The following is a 17,210-nucleotide window of genomic DNA, read 5'->3' on the forward strand; positions in this document are numbered from 1 at the left end:
GCGTCGATCGAGTGGGAACTCTCAGTCGGATAGGACGGGGCGAGTGGAAAGCAATATCGCGGCAAAATCAACCGGATGCCGCCCGGCGCAGCAGCGGCGTGAAAAGGCAGGCTGCGGCCTATGACGGGAACAGCGCCAGCCGTCGTTTCGGCAAGCAAGCTCGGCCTGACCTTCCAGACCAATGACGGCCCGGTGCAGGCGCTGTCGAATGTCGACCTGACCATCGGCAAAGGTGAATTCGTCTCCTTCATCGGGCCGTCCGGCTGCGGCAAGACGACCCTGCTGCGGGTCATCGCCGATCTGGAAAAACCGACATCGGGAAGCATCTCCGTCAACGGCATGACGCCGGAGCAGGCGCGCCAGAGCCGCGCCTATGGCTATGTCTTCCAGGCGGCGGCGCTTTATCCGTGGCGTACGATCGAGCGCAACGTGGCGCTGCCGCTGGAAATCATGGGCCTGTCGAAGGCAGAGCAGGCGGCGCGGATCAAGCGCACGCTCGACCTCGTCAACCTGGGCGGCTTCGAGCAGAAATACCCGTGGCAGCTTTCCGGCGGCATGCAGCAGCGCGCCTCGATCGCGCGGGCGCTGGCCTTCGACGCCGATCTCCTGTTGATGGACGAGCCGTTCGGCGCGCTGGACGAGATCGTGCGCGACCATCTCAACCAACAGCTTCTGGAGCTTTGGGAACGGACCAACAAGACCATCTGCTTCGTCACCCATTCCATTCCCGAGGCGGTCTACCTCTCGACGCGGATCATCGTCATGTCGCCGCGTCCGGGCCGCGTCAGCGACGTCATCGAATCGACGCTGCCCAAGCAGCGACCGCTCGACATCCGCGAGACACCGGAGTTCCTGGCGATCGCGGCACGCGTGCGCGACGGGCTCAGGGCAGGACACAGCTATGATGATTGAGGTGAAGCGGCACTGGCTTGCGCCTTCAACGCAGGAGGTGCATCGCCGTAGCGAGGCAGACGCTAACCGTGCTTTCGTCATCCTAGGGCGGAGCCGCCGCGAAGCGGCGTGCGCAGACCCTAGGATCCATTCCGTGACTTCGGCCGAAAGGCCCAAACGGTTCAGAATGTCCGCCACGCAGGCGACGACGGCTGACGTTTTCTTCAGGTCGGGAGCATTGTTCGGCACCGTTGCGGAGCGCGAAAGTTACGGCATGGATCCTAGGGTCTGCGCCGCGTCGCTTCGCTCGTTGCTTCGCCCTAGGATGACGAAGGCGTGGTTGGCCGCTCCCTCTACGCACGCCGCTTTCCGGCTCCGCCCTAGGACGACGAAGAACAGGCATGGCCACATACGCTGCAGCGCTGCCAGCAGAGGGTGGTTGGCGGCGTTGCAGCCGAAGTCACCCGACCTCCGCTTCGCTCCGGCCACCCTCTCCCCGTTGGGGAGAGGAGGGGGCCAACCTCGCGAGGATCGCTAGATGGACTCCTTCCGCGACAAGATCGTTCCGGTGACCTCGATCCTCGCGGGCGTGGTGGTCTTCTGGTATGTTTTCGCCGTCATCCTCAACGCGCCGTTCCAGCGCGATCTCGACCGCCGTGCCGGCGAGACGCCTGATGTTGTGGAATTCATCGGCAAGACGATGTCGCAGCCGAAGCCGACGCTGCCGGCGCCGCATCAGGTGGCTGTGAATTTCTTCGAGAACACGTTTCTGCGCAGCGTCACCAGCAACCGCAGCCTTGTCTACAATGCCTGGGTGACGTTGTCCTCGACGCTGCTCGGCTTTGCCTTCGGCACGGCGCTCGGCATCGTGATTGCCGTCGGTATCGTGCATGTGGCGACGCTCGACCGCAGCCTGATGCCTTGGATTATCGCCTCGCAGACCATTCCGATCCTGGCGGTGGCGCCGATGATCATCGTCGTGCTGGCGGCGATCGGCGTCACCGGGCTGATCCCGAAGGCGCTGATCTCGACCTATCTGTCGTTCTTCCCGGTGGCTGTCGGCATGGTCAAGGGTTTGCGTTCGCCCGAGCTCACCCATCTCGACCTGATGCACACCTACAATGCCAGCCCCTCGCAGACCTTTTGGAAATTGCGCGTGCCGGCGTCGGTGCCGTTCCTGTTCACCTCGATGAAGGTGGCGGTCGCCGCCAGCCTGGTCGGCGCCATCGTCGGCGAACTGCCGACCGGCGCCGTCGCCGGCATCGGCGCCAAGCTGCTTGCCGGCGCCTATTACAGCCAGACCATCGACATCTGGTCGGCGCTGGTTGCCGGCTCGGTCGTGGCAGCCCTGCTGATTATGGTGGTCGGCATGGCCGGGCGCATCGTCGACCGCGCCATGGGCGGGAGGCCGGCATGAGCGATCTCCTCAGCCTTTCGTCGATCACGCCTCGTTCCTGGCAGGGGTATGCCGCGCTTGTCCTTCTTGCCGGAGCGCTGCTTCTTTGGCCGCTTGTCAATGCCACGCCCGGCTATGCTGTCGCCACCGTGGCTTTGATTCTCCTTTTGCTGCTTCTGGCAATCGCGGCCGATAATTTCCCACCGGTGATTGGGGTGGTGTTGCTCTTCCTTGGCGCCCACGGCGCGGCGTGGATGCTGCTCGCCGGCATAACCGGCAATGAGGGGACCGCTCGCGCATCCTTCTATTTGCTGCTTGCCGCGGCATGGCTTCTGGCCTGGCGCTGCGTGACAGGCCTGTCCGCGCTTCGCCCGACCTCGCGCTGGGCGGCGACCGCTTTGAGGCTGATCATTCCGGCGATCTTCGGCGCCTGGATCCTGATCATCTGGGAGGCGGTGACGCGCGGCGCGGGCATCCCCTTCATTCTGCTGCCGCCGCCAAGCGCCATCGGCGTGCGCATCGCCAATTCGCTGCCGGTGCTGGCCGCCGACGTGCGGCAGACCATCTTCAAGGCGGTGATCTTCGGCTATGTGGTTGGCAGCGGCGCCGGCTTCCTCGCCGCCGTCGCGGCCGACCGCGTGCCGTTCCTGCGGCGCGGGCTTTTGCCGATCGGCAACATGGTGTCGGCGCTACCGATCATCGGCGTGGCGCCGATCATGGTCATGTGGTTCGGCTTCGACTGGCAGTCGAAGGCCGCCGTCGTCATCATCATGACCTTCTTCCCGATGCTGGTGAATACGGTCGCAGGCCTTGCCGCCTCCGGCCACATGGAGCGCGACCTGATGCGCACCTATGCGTCGAGTTACTGGCAGACGCTGTTCAAGTTGCGGTTGCCGGCGGCAGCCCCTTTCATCTTCAACGCGCTGAAAATCAATTCGACGCTGGCGCTGATCGGCGCCATTGTCGCGGAGTTCTTCGGCACGCCGGTGGTCGGCATGGGCTTCCGGATTTCGACCGAAGTCGGGCGGATGAACATCGATATGGTCTGGGCCGAAATCGCAGTTGCAGCACTTGCGGGTTCGGTCTTTTATGGCGTGGTCGCTCTTTTCGAGAGAGCCGTTACGTTTTGGCATCCCTCCGTCCGTGGTGGATAGAGCGGTGGCGGGTTTGGAATCAGGAGCGCATTGAAGGTCCTGATCCTAAAGGGTGAACACTTAACTTCAGAGGGTAAAAACATGAAAAGACTTGTTATTTCGATGCTGGCCGGCGCGATGTCGCTTGCCGCGTTCCAGGCGATGGCCGCGGACAAGGTGACGCTGCAGCTGAAATGGGTCACGCAGGCCCAGTTCGCCGGCTACTACGTCGCCAAGGACAAGGGGTTCTACGAGGCCGAGGGCCTCGACGTCGAGATCAAGCCGGGCGGCCCCGATATCGCGCCGGAGCAGGTGATCGCCGGCGGCGGCGCCGACGTCATCGTTGACTGGATGGGCGGCGCGCTCGCCGCCCGCGAAAAGGGTGTGCCGCTGGTCAATATCGCCCAACCGTTCAAGAAAGCCGGCATGCAGCTGGTCTGTCCGAAGGATGGCCCGGTCAAGACCGAAGCCGACTTCAAGGGACATACGCTCGGCGTCTGGTTCTTCGGCAACGAATATCCGTTCTACGCCTGGATGAACAAACTCGGCCTGAAGACCGACGGCGGCCCGGACGGCGTCACCGTGCTGAAGCAGAGTTTCGACGTGCAGCCGCTGATCCAGAAGCAGGCGGATTGCATTTCGGTCATGACCTACAACGAATATTGGCAGCTCATCGATGCCGGCTACAAGCCGGAAGAGCTGATCGTTTTCAACTACTCCGCCATGGGCAACGACCTGCTTGAGGACGGGCTCTATGCCCTGGAGGACAAGCTCAAGGATCCGGCCTTCGAGGACAAGATGGTGCGTTTCGTGCGCGCCTCGATGAAGGGCTGGAAATACGCCGTCGACAATTCCGACGAGGCGGCCGGCATCGTCATGGACAATGGCGGCCAGGACGAGAACCACCAAAAGCGCATGATGGGCGAAGTCGCCAAGCTGATCGACAATGCCGACGGCAAACTCGACCCGGCGACCTACGCGCGCACCGCCAAGGCGCTGCTCGACCAGAAGATCATCACCAAGGAGCCGACCGGCGCCTACACGACTGCCATCACCGACAAGGCGATCAAGTAGGGCAGGGCCATCAATAGGGCGGTCGGGTAGAGGCGATCAACCTGGCCTCTGCAGCCAGCAATTCGGAAGGGGCGGACCGACCGGCCCTTTTTGCTGGGATGTAAAATAGCCGTTACCGGTGGAAACATCCGCTCGCCACAACCGTTGTTCCAGTGCATCCAGCTTCAGCGGATGTCACCGCCACAACGGAGATTCCCATGCGCATGCAATCCTTCTCGCCGAAGCTTTCGGCGCTGGCCGTTTCGGCTTCCGTCCTATGCGCTTCACCGGCTTTGGCCGACATGATGAAGATGAAGGCGACGCTCGATGGCGCTCAGCAGAATCCGCCCATCACCACGGAGGGCAAGGGTACCGCCGCTCTCGTCTTCGACACCGCCACGAAACAGCTCACCTGGAACGTGACGTATTCAGGTCTCAGCGGCCCGGCGACGGCCGGACATATTCACGGTCCGGCGGCAAAGGGTGAAAATGCCGGCGTCGCCGTCCCGTTCAAGGGCGCTCCGAAAAGCCCGTTCAAGGGGGCGGCGATTCTGACCGACGCGCAGGCTGCCGACCTGATGGCCGGCAAATACTACATCAACATCCATACGGCGGCCCACAAGGACGGCGAGATCCGCGGACAGATCGAGAAGGCGGCGACGATGTAGCCAAGTCTTGCGCCAACGGAAAGGGCAGCCCTTCCTATCGGATCACGACCTGTCTCTTATCTGGGTCATCGTGCGGGTTGGCGTGATGGCCTCGGGGTCGAGCCTGATCTCGACAATCGACGGCTTGCCGCTGGCACGCGCGCGTTCGAAGGCCGGCGCGAAATCGGCCGTCTTCTCGACCGTTTCGCCATGGCCGCCATAGGCGCGGGCCAAAGCCGCAAAGTCGGGATTTCGCAGATCGGTGGCGACGACGCGGCCCGGATACTCGCGCTCCTGATGCATGCGGATGGTGCCGTAGATGCCGTTGTTGACGACGATGACGATGATCGGCAGATCGTATTGCACGGCGGTGGCGAACTCCTGCCCGTTCATCAGGAAGCAGCCGTCGCCGGCAAAGGCTATCACATCGCGCTCGGGGAACAATTCCTTGGCTGCGACCGCTGCCGGCGTGCCATAGCCCATCGAGCCGGAGGTGGGGGCGGCCTGCGTGGCAAAGCGCCGGGACCGGTGGAAACGGTGCACCCAGGTGGCGTAGTTGCCGGCGCCGTTGGTGAGGATCGCGTCGTCGGGCAGCATCGTTTCGAGATAGTTCATGATCGGCCCCATCTGGACGGAGCCGGGACCACTTTCGGGCGGAGTCGACCAGTCGAGATAGGCTGCGTGCAGCTTCGGTGTTTCATCCGCCCAGACCGGCGTGGCGGCCGGCTTGCGCCCGGCGAAGGCTTCGACGAACGCCGAAGGCGAGGCGTTGATCGCCAGCGTCGGCCGGTAGACACGGCCGAGCTCGCCGGCATCGGCGTGGATATGGACCAGCATCTGGTCGGGATAGGGGCTCTTGAGCAGCGTGTAGTCGGAGGACGGCATCTCGCCCATGCGGCCGCCGATCAGCAACACGAGGTCGGCCTGCTTGATCGCGGTGGCCAGCTTCGGGTTGATGCCAATGCCCACATCACCGGCATAGTTCGGGTGGAGATGATCGAACAGCATCTGGCGGCGGAAGGAGCAGCCGACCGGCAGCGACCAGGCTTCGGCGATCGTCCGCATTCGCGCGACGGCCTCCGCATCCCAGCGCGTGCCGCCTAGGATAACGAAAGGGCGCTGCGCCTTGTTGAGGAGCTTTTCGAGAGCATCGAGCTCGGCCTCGCCCGGCCGCGTTTCGACCGGCGTGTGGGGCAGGGCTTCTGGCGCCTCGGCAAGGCTGGTCAGCATGTCTTCCGGCAGCGAGATGACGACCGGGCCGGGGCGGCCGGACGTCGCCACCGCGAAGGCGCGCGTGACGAATTCGGGAATGCGCGAGGCATCGTCGATCTCGACCACCCATTTGGCGATATCGCCGAAGAACCTGACATAGTCGACCTCTTGAAAAGCCTCGCGCCCCTTGGCATGGCTGGCGACCTGGCCGATGAACAGGATGACTGGAACCGAATCCTGCATGGCGATGTGGATGCCGGCCGAGGCGTTGGTGGCGCCGGGTCCGCGGGTGACGAAGCAGATGCCGGGCTTGCCGGTCAGGCGGCCATGGCAGTCGGCCATCATTGCAGCACCGCCTTCCTGGCGGCAGACGATGGTGCGGATCGTTGAATCGTGCAACGCGTCGAGCACCGCAAGATAGGATTCCCCGGGCACGCAATAGATGCGGTCGGTGCCGTTGGCTTCAAGCGCATCGACGATCAGTTGTCCGCCGGTCTTCATTTTCCTGATCTCTCCAGTTCGGCAAGGATTTCTTCGGTGTGTTCGCCGAGACGCGGCGAGGGCCGCTCATAGACCAGCGACGTGCCCGACATGACCATCGGCGCGCGCACCGAGGGCAAGAGATTGCCGTGGCCGTCGTCGAGGTCGAGCCGCATGCCGCGCGCGATGGTCTGCGGGTCGGCGAACATCTGCCCGATCGTGTTGATCGGGCTGGCAGGCACACTTGCCGCCTCCAGTTTAGCCAGCAGCGGATCGCGATCGAAGGTTTTCAGCGCCTCGATTATATGCTCGCGCAGCTTCGCCCGGTTGGCGACCCGGGCGGGATTGGTGGCGAAATCGGGGTTCGATGGCAGATCGTCCAAGCCGATGGCCGCGCAGAATTTAGCGAACTGGCCGTCATTGCCGATCGCCAGGATGATATGGCCGTCCTTCACCGGCACCACTTCGTAAGGCGCAATGTTCATATGCGCGTTGCCCATCTGCACCGGCGATTTTCCGGAGACCAGATAATTGAGGTTCTGGTTGCCGAGCGCCGAGATCTGGGTGTCGTAGAGCGCCATGTCGATATGCTGGCCTTCGCCGGTCTTCTCGGCATGGCGAAGTGCGGCCTGGATGGCAATCACCGAATACAAGCCGGTGAAAATGTCGGAGACGGCGACACCGGCCTTTTGCGGCTCGCGGCCGGCCTCGCCGGTGATCGACATCATGCCGGCCATGCCCTGAATGATGAAGTCATAGCCGGCGCGCGGCGCATAGGGCCCGTCCTGGCCGAAGCCGGTGATCGAGCAATAGATCAGCCGCGGGTTTATTTCCCTGAGGCTCTCATAGTCGAGGCCGTATTTCTTCAGGCCGCCGACCTTGAAGTTTTCGATCAGAACGTCCGATGTGGCGACCAGCCGGCGCACTGTCTCGGCGCCCTCGGGCGTCGAGAAATCGATGGCGATGGAGCGCTTGCCGCGATTGCAGGAATGATAGTAGGCGGCCGAGAGGTTTTCGCCGTCATGGCTCATGACGAAGGGCGGACCCCATTTGCGGGTGTCGTCGCCGCCATCCGGGCTCTCGACCTTGATGACGTCGGCGCCGAGATCGGCAAGCATCTGCCCCGCCCACGGTCCGGCCAGGATGCGGGCGAGTTCGATTACGCGGACACCTTTCAGCGGAGGCTCAGTCATGGATCACCGTGATTGATCGGAAACCCAGCCTGTATCAATCCCGCGTGATGCTGTCACGGTTCTTGCAATGGGCCAAACCCGATCTTGTTGATGTCGATCATCGTTGTTTCAGCACGCTGTCGGCCCATGCGGCGAAATCGTCCATGATTTTATCTCGATTCACCTCGTTCAGACTTTCGTGGCGGGTCTCGGCGTAAACCTTTGAAACGAGATTCGAAAAACCTATCCTGTGCAGGCGGCCAGCGAGATGGCTGACCGCCCTGCCGCCGTCGGTGGCGGGGTCCTTTTCGCCGCCGACCAGGCAGATCGGCAGGGTCTTGCGGACACCGGAAAAATTAGTGTCGTCGGCACCGTCGAAGACGAACCCGAACAGGTCGCGCCACATCGACACGGAGGCATCCCAACCGCATAGCGGATCGGCGATATACTTGTCGACTTCGGCTGCGTCGCGCGACAGCCAGTCGAACGGCGTGCGGTGATCGGGGACGGCTTTGCCCCAGGCCTGGAAGGTCAGTCGCGGCAGCATACGCGACGGCATGTCGGAGCCGAGCCGGAATTTTTCCCAGGCCAGGATGATTTGCACGGCACGGCTGGCGAGCCCGGCGGAAAAATTAGCGTTCCAGATGGCGGCGGCGTGCAGGCGGCTCGAATGATGAAGGATGAAATTCAGCGCGACAAGGCCGCCCATGGAATGGCCGAAGACGATGACGGGCAGGCCGGGGTGGTCGCCGGCGATCAGGTCGTGCACAGCGGCGACATCGGCAACGACCTTGGCGCCGCCGTGTTTTTGAGCGAACCTGCCGAGTGGGGCATCGGGCGCCTTGGTTGCGCCATGGCCGCGATGATCATGGGCGTAGACATGGAAGCCGCGCTCACCCAGAAAGGTAGCGAAGCGGACATAGCGCGCGGCGTGTTCGGCCAGCCCATGATTAATCTGGACGACCGCGCGCGCGCGGCCCTCGGCACGTTTCACATAAAGGTTGAGCTGGGCGCCGGTCGGCGATCGGAGCACGCGCTGCTGGCTGAATGACATTGTCGCTTCGTCTCCAACGCGTCTTTCACGCCTGCGGACGTTTGTGTGCGCCGACGCCGGTTTTGCGTCAATCCGTTGGCCTTGTTTTCCGCAGTGCTGTTCTTGCGTCGCAACGCGGGTATCGCAATTCTGACATGGAGAATTTGATACCAAGAGAGGCGGCAGTCTGTTGCCGCAGCATTTTTCACCGGGGTATTTTCGTGCATACGCGGACAGGTCTGGTTTTCGAATTTGCGCTTGTCGCCGCGTTGCTAACGGGTGCTGCTCGGGCCGAGGTGAAGATGAGCGGCTCCTTCGTGGCCGACGCCACCTGTCCAGCGACACAGGCCATCAAGAACGGCAAAAATCCCGGCAACATCTCGACCGATGCGGGACAGAGCTATGAGCTGCTGGCTGGCAACAAGGATGCTCCCACGCACTATCTGATCCGAGTGCCGGGCGCCGACCCGAGCGCCGCTGGGTGAGGATCGACTGCGGCCATGTTTCGGGTGGCAGCGCATCCACGGAACCGGCAGCACCCGCGCCGGTCGACCGGGAGAAGTCCGCTGCGCCGATCTCGGGAAGGCCCGAATATGTCCTCGCGCTGAGCTGGCAGCCGGCGTTTTGCGAAACCAAGCCCAGCAAGACCGAATGCAAGGCGCAGACGGCTGCCGGTTTCGAAGCGAGGCATTTCGCCTTGCATGGGCTGTGGCCGCAGCCGAACGGAAATTTCTATTGCGAGGTGGCAGCGGCCGACAGGGCGAACGACAATCCGGCGCACTGGCGGGACCTGCCGCCGGTCGAGCTCGAGCCGAACACGCGGTCGGAGCTCGATCAGGTGATGCCAGGCACCGCATCTGATCTCGACAGGCATGAGTGGATCAAGCATGGCACCTGTTACGGCAAGAGCCAGCAGGAGTATTTTTCCGATGCGCTGAACCTGACGCGCGCGGTGAATGCTTCACCGGTGCGTGATCTTTTCACACAAAACGTTGGCCGGGATCTGACCTCCGACCAGATCCGCAGCGCCTTCGATAGTGCTTTCGGTCCCGGCGCGGGCGAGCGGGTTCGCGTCTCCTGTCTGAACGACCATTCGAGCGGCAGGCGGCTGATCGGCGAACTGACGCTCGGCCTGGCCGGCCCGATCGGTCCAAACCCTTCGCTCAGTGAGCTGTTGCTGGCATCGGTGCCGACGAACAATGCCGGCTGTCCGAAAGGCACCGTCGATCCGATCGAGTTCCAGTGACACGCCGAGCCGGTCTGGATGCTATGCGCCGATGCCGCGTCCTGATCTGGTCCACGCGGTGAGGCTGTCAACCTCGTGGCCGCCCGGTTCGCCGACGACGCGGTCGCGTCCGGTCGATTTGGCTTTGTAGAGGCGCTGATCGGCCAGCGCAAAAACATCGGCAAGGCAGCGGGTCGTCTCGCTGACAGTGGAGATGCCGGCGCTGACGGTGATGTCGAACCGGCTCGTGCTTGCGGATGCCTTGACCGCGTGCCTGATGCTTCGCCAAGCAGCCTGGCGACCGAATGCGAACGTGAGCAGAGGATGGCGAATTCCTCGCCGCTAATTCTGAACACCTGATCCTCTGGACCGACAATCTCGCCAAGCAGGGCGGCGACGGATTTCAGCACCTTGTCGCCCTCGGCGCGGCCGAAGCGGTCGTTGATCGATTTGAAGTGGTCGACATCGATGACCAAGAGGCTGAGCGGCTTGGCCGTCCGCAGGCTGGCCGCAACAGCGGCTTCGCCGTCGCTGTCGAAGCGTCCTCTGTGCAGCAGACCGGTGAGGCCGTCGCGGTCGACATGCTCGACCAGCGCCTCATGGCGCTCGCGATAGGTCAACGTGTCGAAGATGTCGGATAGTCCACGCGGCGCCGGGATCTGCCGCGCCTCGAACCATCTGATATAAGCGACCAGCATGATGCTGTAGGCAAGCGCCGCCCCCATCTTGGCGAACCAGCCGCCGAAGAAAACCGCGATCGGCGCACCGGTGACGAAGTGCAGCGCGGTGAAAAATCCAGTCTGGTCGAAAGTGAGCACGCAAGCGACGGAGATCAGGATGCGAGAGAACAGCGCCTTGCGGAGATAACGCCCCGAGCTTTTTGTAAAGCAGGATGATCAGGATGGCGTCGAGGAAGAGCAGCGTCGTGCCCCACACCATCAGCCAGCCCATCTGGTCGATGAGGCCGATGTCGGGACGTCTGCCGAATGGTTAACCGCAGATTTCGCCGGACTGTCCAGCGAACCGAAAGCGGCGCCAGTTCAATGAGCGTCTTCGGCCCGAATGCAGGCGTGAGGCGCCAAAACAGTTTGCCGTTCGGCGCGGCATCGCCTACATAGCGCCCAACTTCCATTCAATCCGACATTACAGTCGACTTTTCAGGGAAAGCGCGCGTGGCACGCCAGTTCATCTATCACATGGCCGGCCTCAACAAGGCCTATGGCACCAAGAAGGTGCTCGAGAACATCCACCTCTCCTTCTACCCGGACGCTAAGATCGGCATCCTCGGGCCGAACGGCGCGGGCAAGTCGACCATCCTCAAGATCATGGCCGGCATCGACAAGGAGTGGAGCGGCGAGGCGTGGCTGGCCGAAGGCGCCACCGTCGGCTACCTGGCGCAAGAGCCGGCACTCGATCCGAGCAAGACTGTGTTCGAGAACGTCATGGAAGGCGTCGCCGCCAAGACCGCGATCATCGAGCGCTACAACGAATTGATGATGAACTATTCCGACGAGACGGCCGACGAGTCGGCCAAGCTCCAGGACGAGATGGACCGGCTGAACCTGTGGGATCTCGAACAGCAGGTCGAAATGGCGATGGAAGCGCTGGGCTGCCCGCCCAAGGAAGCCGACGTCACCAAGCTGTCGGGCGGCGAGCGCCGGCGCGTCGCGCTATGCCAGCTCCTGCTGCGCCAGCCCGACCTCTTGCTGCTCGACGAGCCGACCAACCATCTCGACGCCGAGACGACGGCCTGGCTGGAAAAGCATCTGCGCGCCTATCCGGGCGCGGTGATGATCATCACCCACGATCGCTACTTCCTCGACAATGTCACCGGCTGGATCCTGGAGCTCGATCGCGGCCGTGGTATTCCCTATGAGGGCAACTACACCAAATATCTCGAAGCCAAAGCCAAGCGGCTCAAGCAGGAAGGCCGCGAGGACGACGCGCGCCAGCGGGCGATCGGCCGCGAGCGCGAGTGGATCCAGTCCAGCCCAAAAGCCCGGCAGACCAAGTCGAAAGCGCGCATCCAGGCGTTCCAGGATCTGCTGGATGCGGCCGACAAGCGGCGCCCGACCGACTCGCAGATTGTCATTCCGCATGGCGAGCGGCTCGGCAATGTGGTGATCGAGGTCGAGGGCCTGTCGAAGGGCTTTGTCGACACGCTGTTGATCGATGATCTCGAATTCAAGCTGCCGCCCGGCGGCATCGTCGGCGTCATCGGCCCGAACGGCGCCGGCAAGACGACGCTGTTTCGCATGATCACCGGCCAGGAAAAGCCGGATGCCGGCACGATCCGCGTCGGCGAGACGGTCAAGCTCGGTTACGTCGATCAGAGCCGCGACGCACTCGACCCAACCAAGACAGTGTGGGAAGAAATCTCGGGCGGCGCCGAAGTGGTCAAGCTTGGCAAATACGAAGCCAACACCCGCGCCTATTGCTCCTCGTTCAACTTCCGCGGCCAGGACCAGCAGCAGAAGGTCGGCAACCTTTCCGGCGGTCAGCGCAACCGCGTGCATCTGGCCAAGATGCTGAAGACCGGCGGCAATGTGCTGCTGCTCGACGAACCGACCAACGATCTCGATACGGAAACGCTGGCGGCACTCGAAGACGCGCTGGAAAACTTCGCCGGCTGCGCCGTCATCATCTCGCACGACCGCATGTTCCTCGACCGGCTGGCGACGCATATCCTTGCCTTCAAGGGCGATAGCCATGTCGAATGGTTCGAGGGCAATTTCGAGGATTACGAGCAGGACAAGATCCGCCGGCTCGGCCCCGATGCCGTCAATCCGCACAGGATGACGTACAAGCGGCTGACACGGTAAGGTTCTTATTTTAGGGCGGCGAATTCTCAAATGATCTGAGGAGCTGAAATGGCCGACTGGTCTGCCGCCCAATATCTCAAATTCGAGGACGAGCGAACGCGGCCGTCGCGGGATCTGGTCACGCAGGTGCCGGTGGAGGCACCGCGCCGGGTGGTCGACATCGGCTGCGGGCCGGGCAATTCGACGGAATTGCTGGTCGAGCGCTGGCCGAGCGCGCAGGTCACCGGTTTCGACACCTCGCCTGACATGATCGACGAGGCGAGGGCACGCTTGCCTGATGTAACCTTCGAGTTGGCCGATGCGGCGGCGTGGCAGCCGGCGGAGCCTGTCGACGTGATCTTCGCCAACGCAGTGTTCCAGTGGCTGCCGGAGCATCCGGCGATCTTCCAGCGGCTGATGGGATTTTTGGCGCCGGGCGGCGCGCTTGCCGTGCAGATGCCCGACAACATGAGCGAGCCCTCGCACCGGCTGATGCGCGACACGGCGGCCGAAATGCCGTTTGCCGAAAAGCTCGCGGGTGCTGCGCGCGGGCCGCTGCCGCCGGTGTCGTTCTACTACGATCTTTTGTCGCCGTTCTCCGATCGGCTCGACATCTGGCACACCGCCTACAATCATCCGCTGGCCGGTGCCGAAGCAATCGTCGAGTGGCTGAAGTCGACCGGGCTGAAGCCGTTCCTCGACCCGCTCGACGAGGCCGAGCGCCGGCTTTTTCTCACGCGCTACATAGCTGGGATAACCGAGGCCTATCCGAAGACGGCGAACGGCAAGGTGCTGCTGCGTTTCCCGCGCCTTTTTATCGTCGCGCGGCGATCCGCTTAGCCACACCGAGAGGCAATGCCTGGCTGCGCTTGACCCGGTTTTGCCGCCAGCGCATTTTCAGCGGTGCAAGATCGGGGTCTTTTGCCTCAGGCACTTGATTTAAGCCGGCATAGACAGGCTAGCGGTGAAAACCTAACGCTTGGTGCCCGAAACGAAATACCGCTCTCGACCCGGTGCAGACCGTCCCTTATGGGAGGTCAAGGGATAGTCATGACCCTATTGGCGTCCATCATTGTCCGCGTTTCGAACGGCAGCTCTGCGCCCCCCAATATCGGCCGGTGAAGTCGAGTCTCCGGCCGCCTGAAAGCGGACATTGCCGACGACCGCGCTGGAGGTTACGGTTGCGCCAATAGCGAACACCGACTTTCACGCGTAAAAAGCTGAATGGCCGCGAAAAGAGCGTCCATTGCTAGAGATCCACCTGTTTGCCAGTCTTTGGGTCGTACTTGACCTCTACAGCCACCATCTGATCCGTCGGTAAAACCTCGACCCACTGGTCGAAAATCTCGAAGTATCCATCAGGGTTCTGGGGATCGTTTTTGCTCGGCGTGGCGCGAAATCCACCCTGTAGCGGGTAAAAGCCGTGTTCGTAGACCCGGTCAACCGGAGTAGCGCTTACCTTGTTGTCATCATCAAACTCCTCAGGGGGGTACTGGCCAACGGCATTGGCTGCGTCCTGCTTCGACTTCACCTTGTCCGCTAGGATTTCAAGAACCTGCAACATGGTCTTGCCTTGAAGCGATGGCTCGTTACCGGAGTACATATCCGCCGGGCCAATCCCATTCATTCCCTCGACTTGCTTCAGCCAGTTCAGGGCTGCTTTGTTCTTCCCGGGGCGAATAGGGATGACCGCCTTAACCCAAGGCGCATTGAGGAAGGCATTGCGTTGGTTATCGCCATCAAGCTGGAGGAGCCAACCCAGCGAAGCCCCGAGCTTGGCCACGTCCGAATCTTCGGTGATGTAATAGTTGTCCTGTCTCTTGGAATCGGCGCCGCCCCAGCTGACCAACGCATCCTTGCTCAGCGTGGTTGACGGTGGACGGCGCTTGCCGAGTGTTTTGATCTTGACGCCCGGTTGCGGGATAGCTGCGGCCGCTGCGGACGGCTTCGGTGTCGGCGCGGCCAGAAACTGGCCGTAGTGCGCGCGCGGCTTCCACCACTCCGGAGCCACGAAGTAGAGCATCTTGTCGACGTCGAAAATGGAATCGAGAAGTTCGGACACCGCATGCCGCGACGCGGAGTCCTTCATCACGATGCCTTTTGTAAGCATGGTCTGGATCAGCGCGCGGTAGACCACAATTCGTTCCTCTTCGCGCAGGTCGTCGTACCGGCGAGACGTGATCTTGCTCGCCAGCTTTATCCGCTCGCGTGCCGCCGTCAGATATTCTTTCCGATTGAGCTCGGCTTCCTTTTCAGTGAAGTCGTTGGCCCTTTTCTCATTTTCGGCGGCCACTTGTTTGAGCAGGCTATCGAGTGGAAGCCAATTGAGTTTCGCCGTGATCCTCAATGGGGAGTTGCCTTTGAAGTTCACGTAGTCGAGATGAACGGTGAATTTCACCTCGGTTATCGACGTGGCTGTCTTTGGGTCGGCTTGCTGGAAATCCTTGATCGAAACGTTGACGTCGCTACCGCCCTTGTCGATCCCTATCGTCGGATCAAGATAGTAGCCTGGCTGCGGCGGTATGGCCTTCTGCGGGAAGTCGGCGCGAATGGTTTCGATGTCGCCTTCGTTGAAGTCGGTGTCGACCTCCCGGCCATCGCGATACGCTTCGTCGAGATCGCCGACGTCCTCCGAGGTTTGTTCGAAGGGAATCTCGATCGTGACGTCGACCGGGATGGGCTGGGGCGTGGCGAGGCCCTCGGGATGAGCCGGAAGGGAATCTGGTGCCTTGGCGACATGGACGAGTTCTGAAATGCCGAGTTGCTGTCCAGGCTCGTCGACATAGGTCTGCCAACATAGATAAGTTCCGACGTCCTGCACCTGGACACCGACTTGGCGCATTTTTCGACGAATCTCATAGTTCGCCAGCACGTCCTTCGCGTTGCTGAGAACATATCGCTTGCTGGTGGTGTCAGTATTTTCTGTTATCACCTTCAGCGTACTCTTGTAGTTTTTGCGAATTTCGGTCGACAGCTTCTCGGATTGCTCACGCATGTGCTTGTGGGCGTGTTCTCGGGCGGTCTGCTGTGTTTTTGACAGATCAAAACTGGCGCTCTGGTTTGCGCTCCCCCAGATCCATTTCTGTTCGCCTTTGACATTCGCGCCGAACTTCGTCTCTGACCGATTGTCCTCTTTCACGGCGTCGGAAATCTCGTCCTGATCGGTCGTGCTTTTCTCAGCCTTCGTGGTGGTTTCGAGGACCTGTTCCTCGTAGCGCTCCGTGTACGTTCGACGTGTGCTGATTTCGACCAGTTCCACTGTCGAGCCCGGGCTCAGCCAGATATGACCGACAGGAGATCCCAGGAAGGTATCGAACTCGAAAAAGTATTGGCGGAAAAGATGCACGATGCCGATGGGGGAAAGCCCGACTCTGTCGAGCTGCTTCTTCGGATCGATCACATCGAAGGGGTCTTCATAAGCAAAGGCAGCGGCCACGTCTGATGGATCGGCCAGTTGGGGGTAGAACAGGTCAACCAGCTGGGCGTTCGCTCCGGCATTCTTCAGGGCGAGAAGCATACCGGCCGTGATGGACTCCTTCTGGATCTGGCTCTCGACGTAGGCAATGCTGATCTCCGTATCACCGTCATTTTCACGACGGAGGAGTTGCTCATTCTCCTTGAACCAATGCAGGTACCATTCGCGCACCTCCCCAAGGAGCAGGCGCTGCAAATTATCCTCGTTGAGAACATCGGCCCACATGGAAGGGTCGTAGCCTTCGAGCGGTGGCAGCTGAAGGGCTATGCGTTGCATCAATACTGTGTCGAACACCCTTGGACGCCCAGGCTTGCCCGGTTCGAGGCGCGGGATTGCCGTCAACATGCGGTCGGCGTTGACCTCGAGCTCGTAGGCTGGTTGGAACTTGGTGCGCAGCTTGCCGAACGAATCGAGGCGTTCGGCCGACACCCCTTTGACGAAGCGCATCTCGGCGCTCTTGGCCCGCCAACCGAGGAGAGGTTGGTAGACGCCAAAAATCTCGCTCGCGTAAGGCAGGCTTTCCTTGAACCGCTCGATCATTGCATCGCGCTTCATCAATGTCCTCTCGAGTTAGACTATAACGCGGCGTATTCGCTGCAAAGGCAACTGAAAGATTGCCTGTGCTTTATCTATAGGTCAAGGCTTGCAGTGCCCTGAAATCAAGACCGAAATTGTCTGAATTAACACTTATC

At 61.8% G+C, this 17,210-nt stretch carries 12 protein-coding genes and 2 pseudogenes; 8 read left to right on the forward strand and 6 right to left on the reverse strand.

The window, feature by feature from the left end; translation table 11 throughout:
* Positions 1-120 precede the first annotated feature (120 nt).
* From A9K68_RS14530 to A9K68_RS14550, 5 genes are all read left to right on the forward strand, one after another.
* Complete coding sequence (locus A9K68_RS14530; protein WP_065009910.1) at positions 121-912, forward strand: ABC transporter ATP-binding protein; 792 nt, start codon at positions 121-123, stop codon at positions 910-912.
* Between the two features lie 517 nt (positions 913-1,429).
* Positions 1,430-2,308: an ABC transporter permease gene (locus A9K68_RS14535; protein WP_065009912.1), complete on the forward strand. Its 879-nt coding sequence runs from the start codon at positions 1,430-1,432 to the stop codon at positions 2,306-2,308.
* The gene (locus A9K68_RS14540; RefSeq protein WP_065009913.1) at positions 2,305-3,441 is read left to right on the forward strand and encodes an ABC transporter permease; all 1,137 of its coding nucleotides are present in this window, start codon (positions 2,305-2,307) and stop codon (positions 3,439-3,441) included. Before A9K68_RS14535 ends, A9K68_RS14540 begins: the two co-directional genes overlap by 4 nt.
* 81 nt (positions 3,442-3,522) lie before the next feature.
* A complete protein-coding gene (locus tag A9K68_RS14545; protein ID WP_029351531.1) occupies positions 3,523-4,494 on the forward strand; it encodes an ABC transporter substrate-binding protein in 972 nt (323 codons plus the stop codon).
* Between the two features lie 197 nt (positions 4,495-4,691).
* The gene (locus tag A9K68_RS14550) at positions 4,692-5,141 is read left to right on the forward strand and encodes a CHRD domain-containing protein (RefSeq protein ID WP_065009914.1); all 450 of its coding nucleotides are present in this window, start codon (positions 4,692-4,694) and stop codon (positions 5,139-5,141) included.
* A gap of 42 nt (positions 5,142-5,183) precedes the next feature.
* Here the strand turns inward: A9K68_RS14550 and A9K68_RS14555 are convergent, their stop codons facing one another.
* From A9K68_RS14555 to A9K68_RS14565, 3 genes are all read right to left on the reverse strand, one after another.
* The gene (locus A9K68_RS14555) at positions 5,184-6,833 is read right to left on the reverse strand and encodes a thiamine pyrophosphate-binding protein (RefSeq protein ID WP_065009915.1); all 1,650 of its coding nucleotides are present in this window, start codon (positions 6,831-6,833) and stop codon (positions 5,184-5,186) included.
* The gene (locus A9K68_RS14560) at positions 6,830-8,005 is read right to left on the reverse strand and encodes a CaiB/BaiF CoA-transferase family protein (protein WP_065009916.1); all 1,176 of its coding nucleotides are present in this window, start codon (positions 8,003-8,005) and stop codon (positions 6,830-6,832) included. Before A9K68_RS14560 ends, A9K68_RS14555 begins: the two co-directional genes overlap by 4 nt.
* A 97-nt stretch (positions 8,006-8,102) precedes the next feature.
* Positions 8,103-9,038 carry an alpha/beta hydrolase gene (locus tag A9K68_RS14565; RefSeq protein ID WP_065009917.1) on the reverse strand — a complete coding sequence of 312 codons (936 nt, stop codon included), beginning with the start codon at positions 9,036-9,038 and terminating at the stop codon, positions 8,103-8,105.
* Between the two features lie 281 nt (positions 9,039-9,319).
* Between A9K68_RS14565 and A9K68_RS14570 the strand changes: the two are divergent.
* A pseudogene (locus A9K68_RS14570) lies at positions 9,320-10,263 on the forward strand (ribonuclease).
* Between the two features lie 21 nt (positions 10,264-10,284).
* On the opposite strand, the gene A9K68_RS32480 reads toward A9K68_RS14570, so the two are convergent.
* Positions 10,285-10,575, reverse strand: a complete 291-nt coding sequence (locus A9K68_RS32480; RefSeq protein ID WP_348640725.1) for a diguanylate cyclase — start codon at positions 10,573-10,575, stop codon at positions 10,285-10,287.
* Positions 10,576-10,604: 29 nt separating this feature from the next.
* Positions 10,605-11,060: pseudogene (locus tag A9K68_RS32285) on the reverse strand (GGDEF domain-containing protein); the annotation flags it as partial.
* Between the two features lie 354 nt (positions 11,061-11,414).
* Here A9K68_RS32285 and ettA point away from each other — a divergent pair.
* A complete protein-coding gene (gene ettA, locus A9K68_RS14580) occupies positions 11,415-13,064 on the forward strand; it encodes an energy-dependent translational throttle protein EttA (protein WP_065009920.1) in 1,650 nt (549 codons plus the stop codon).
* A 48-nt stretch (positions 13,065-13,112) separates the two neighbouring features.
* Positions 13,113-13,883, forward strand: a complete 771-nt coding sequence (tam, locus tag A9K68_RS14585; protein ID WP_065009921.1) for a trans-aconitate 2-methyltransferase — start codon at positions 13,113-13,115, stop codon at positions 13,881-13,883.
* Positions 13,884-14,292: 409 nt separating this feature from the next.
* Here tam and A9K68_RS14590 read toward each other — a convergent pair whose 3' ends face one another.
* A complete protein-coding gene (locus tag A9K68_RS14590) occupies positions 14,293-17,073 on the reverse strand; it encodes a hypothetical protein (protein WP_065009922.1) in 2,781 nt (926 codons plus the stop codon).
* Positions 17,074-17,210 lie beyond the last annotated feature (137 nt).

Origin of the sequence: Mesorhizobium sp. AA22 (assembly GCF_001672375.2) — a bacterium.
In the GTDB taxonomy this organism is placed as follows: domain Bacteria; phylum Pseudomonadota; class Alphaproteobacteria; order Rhizobiales; family Rhizobiaceae; genus Mesorhizobium; species Mesorhizobium wenxiniae.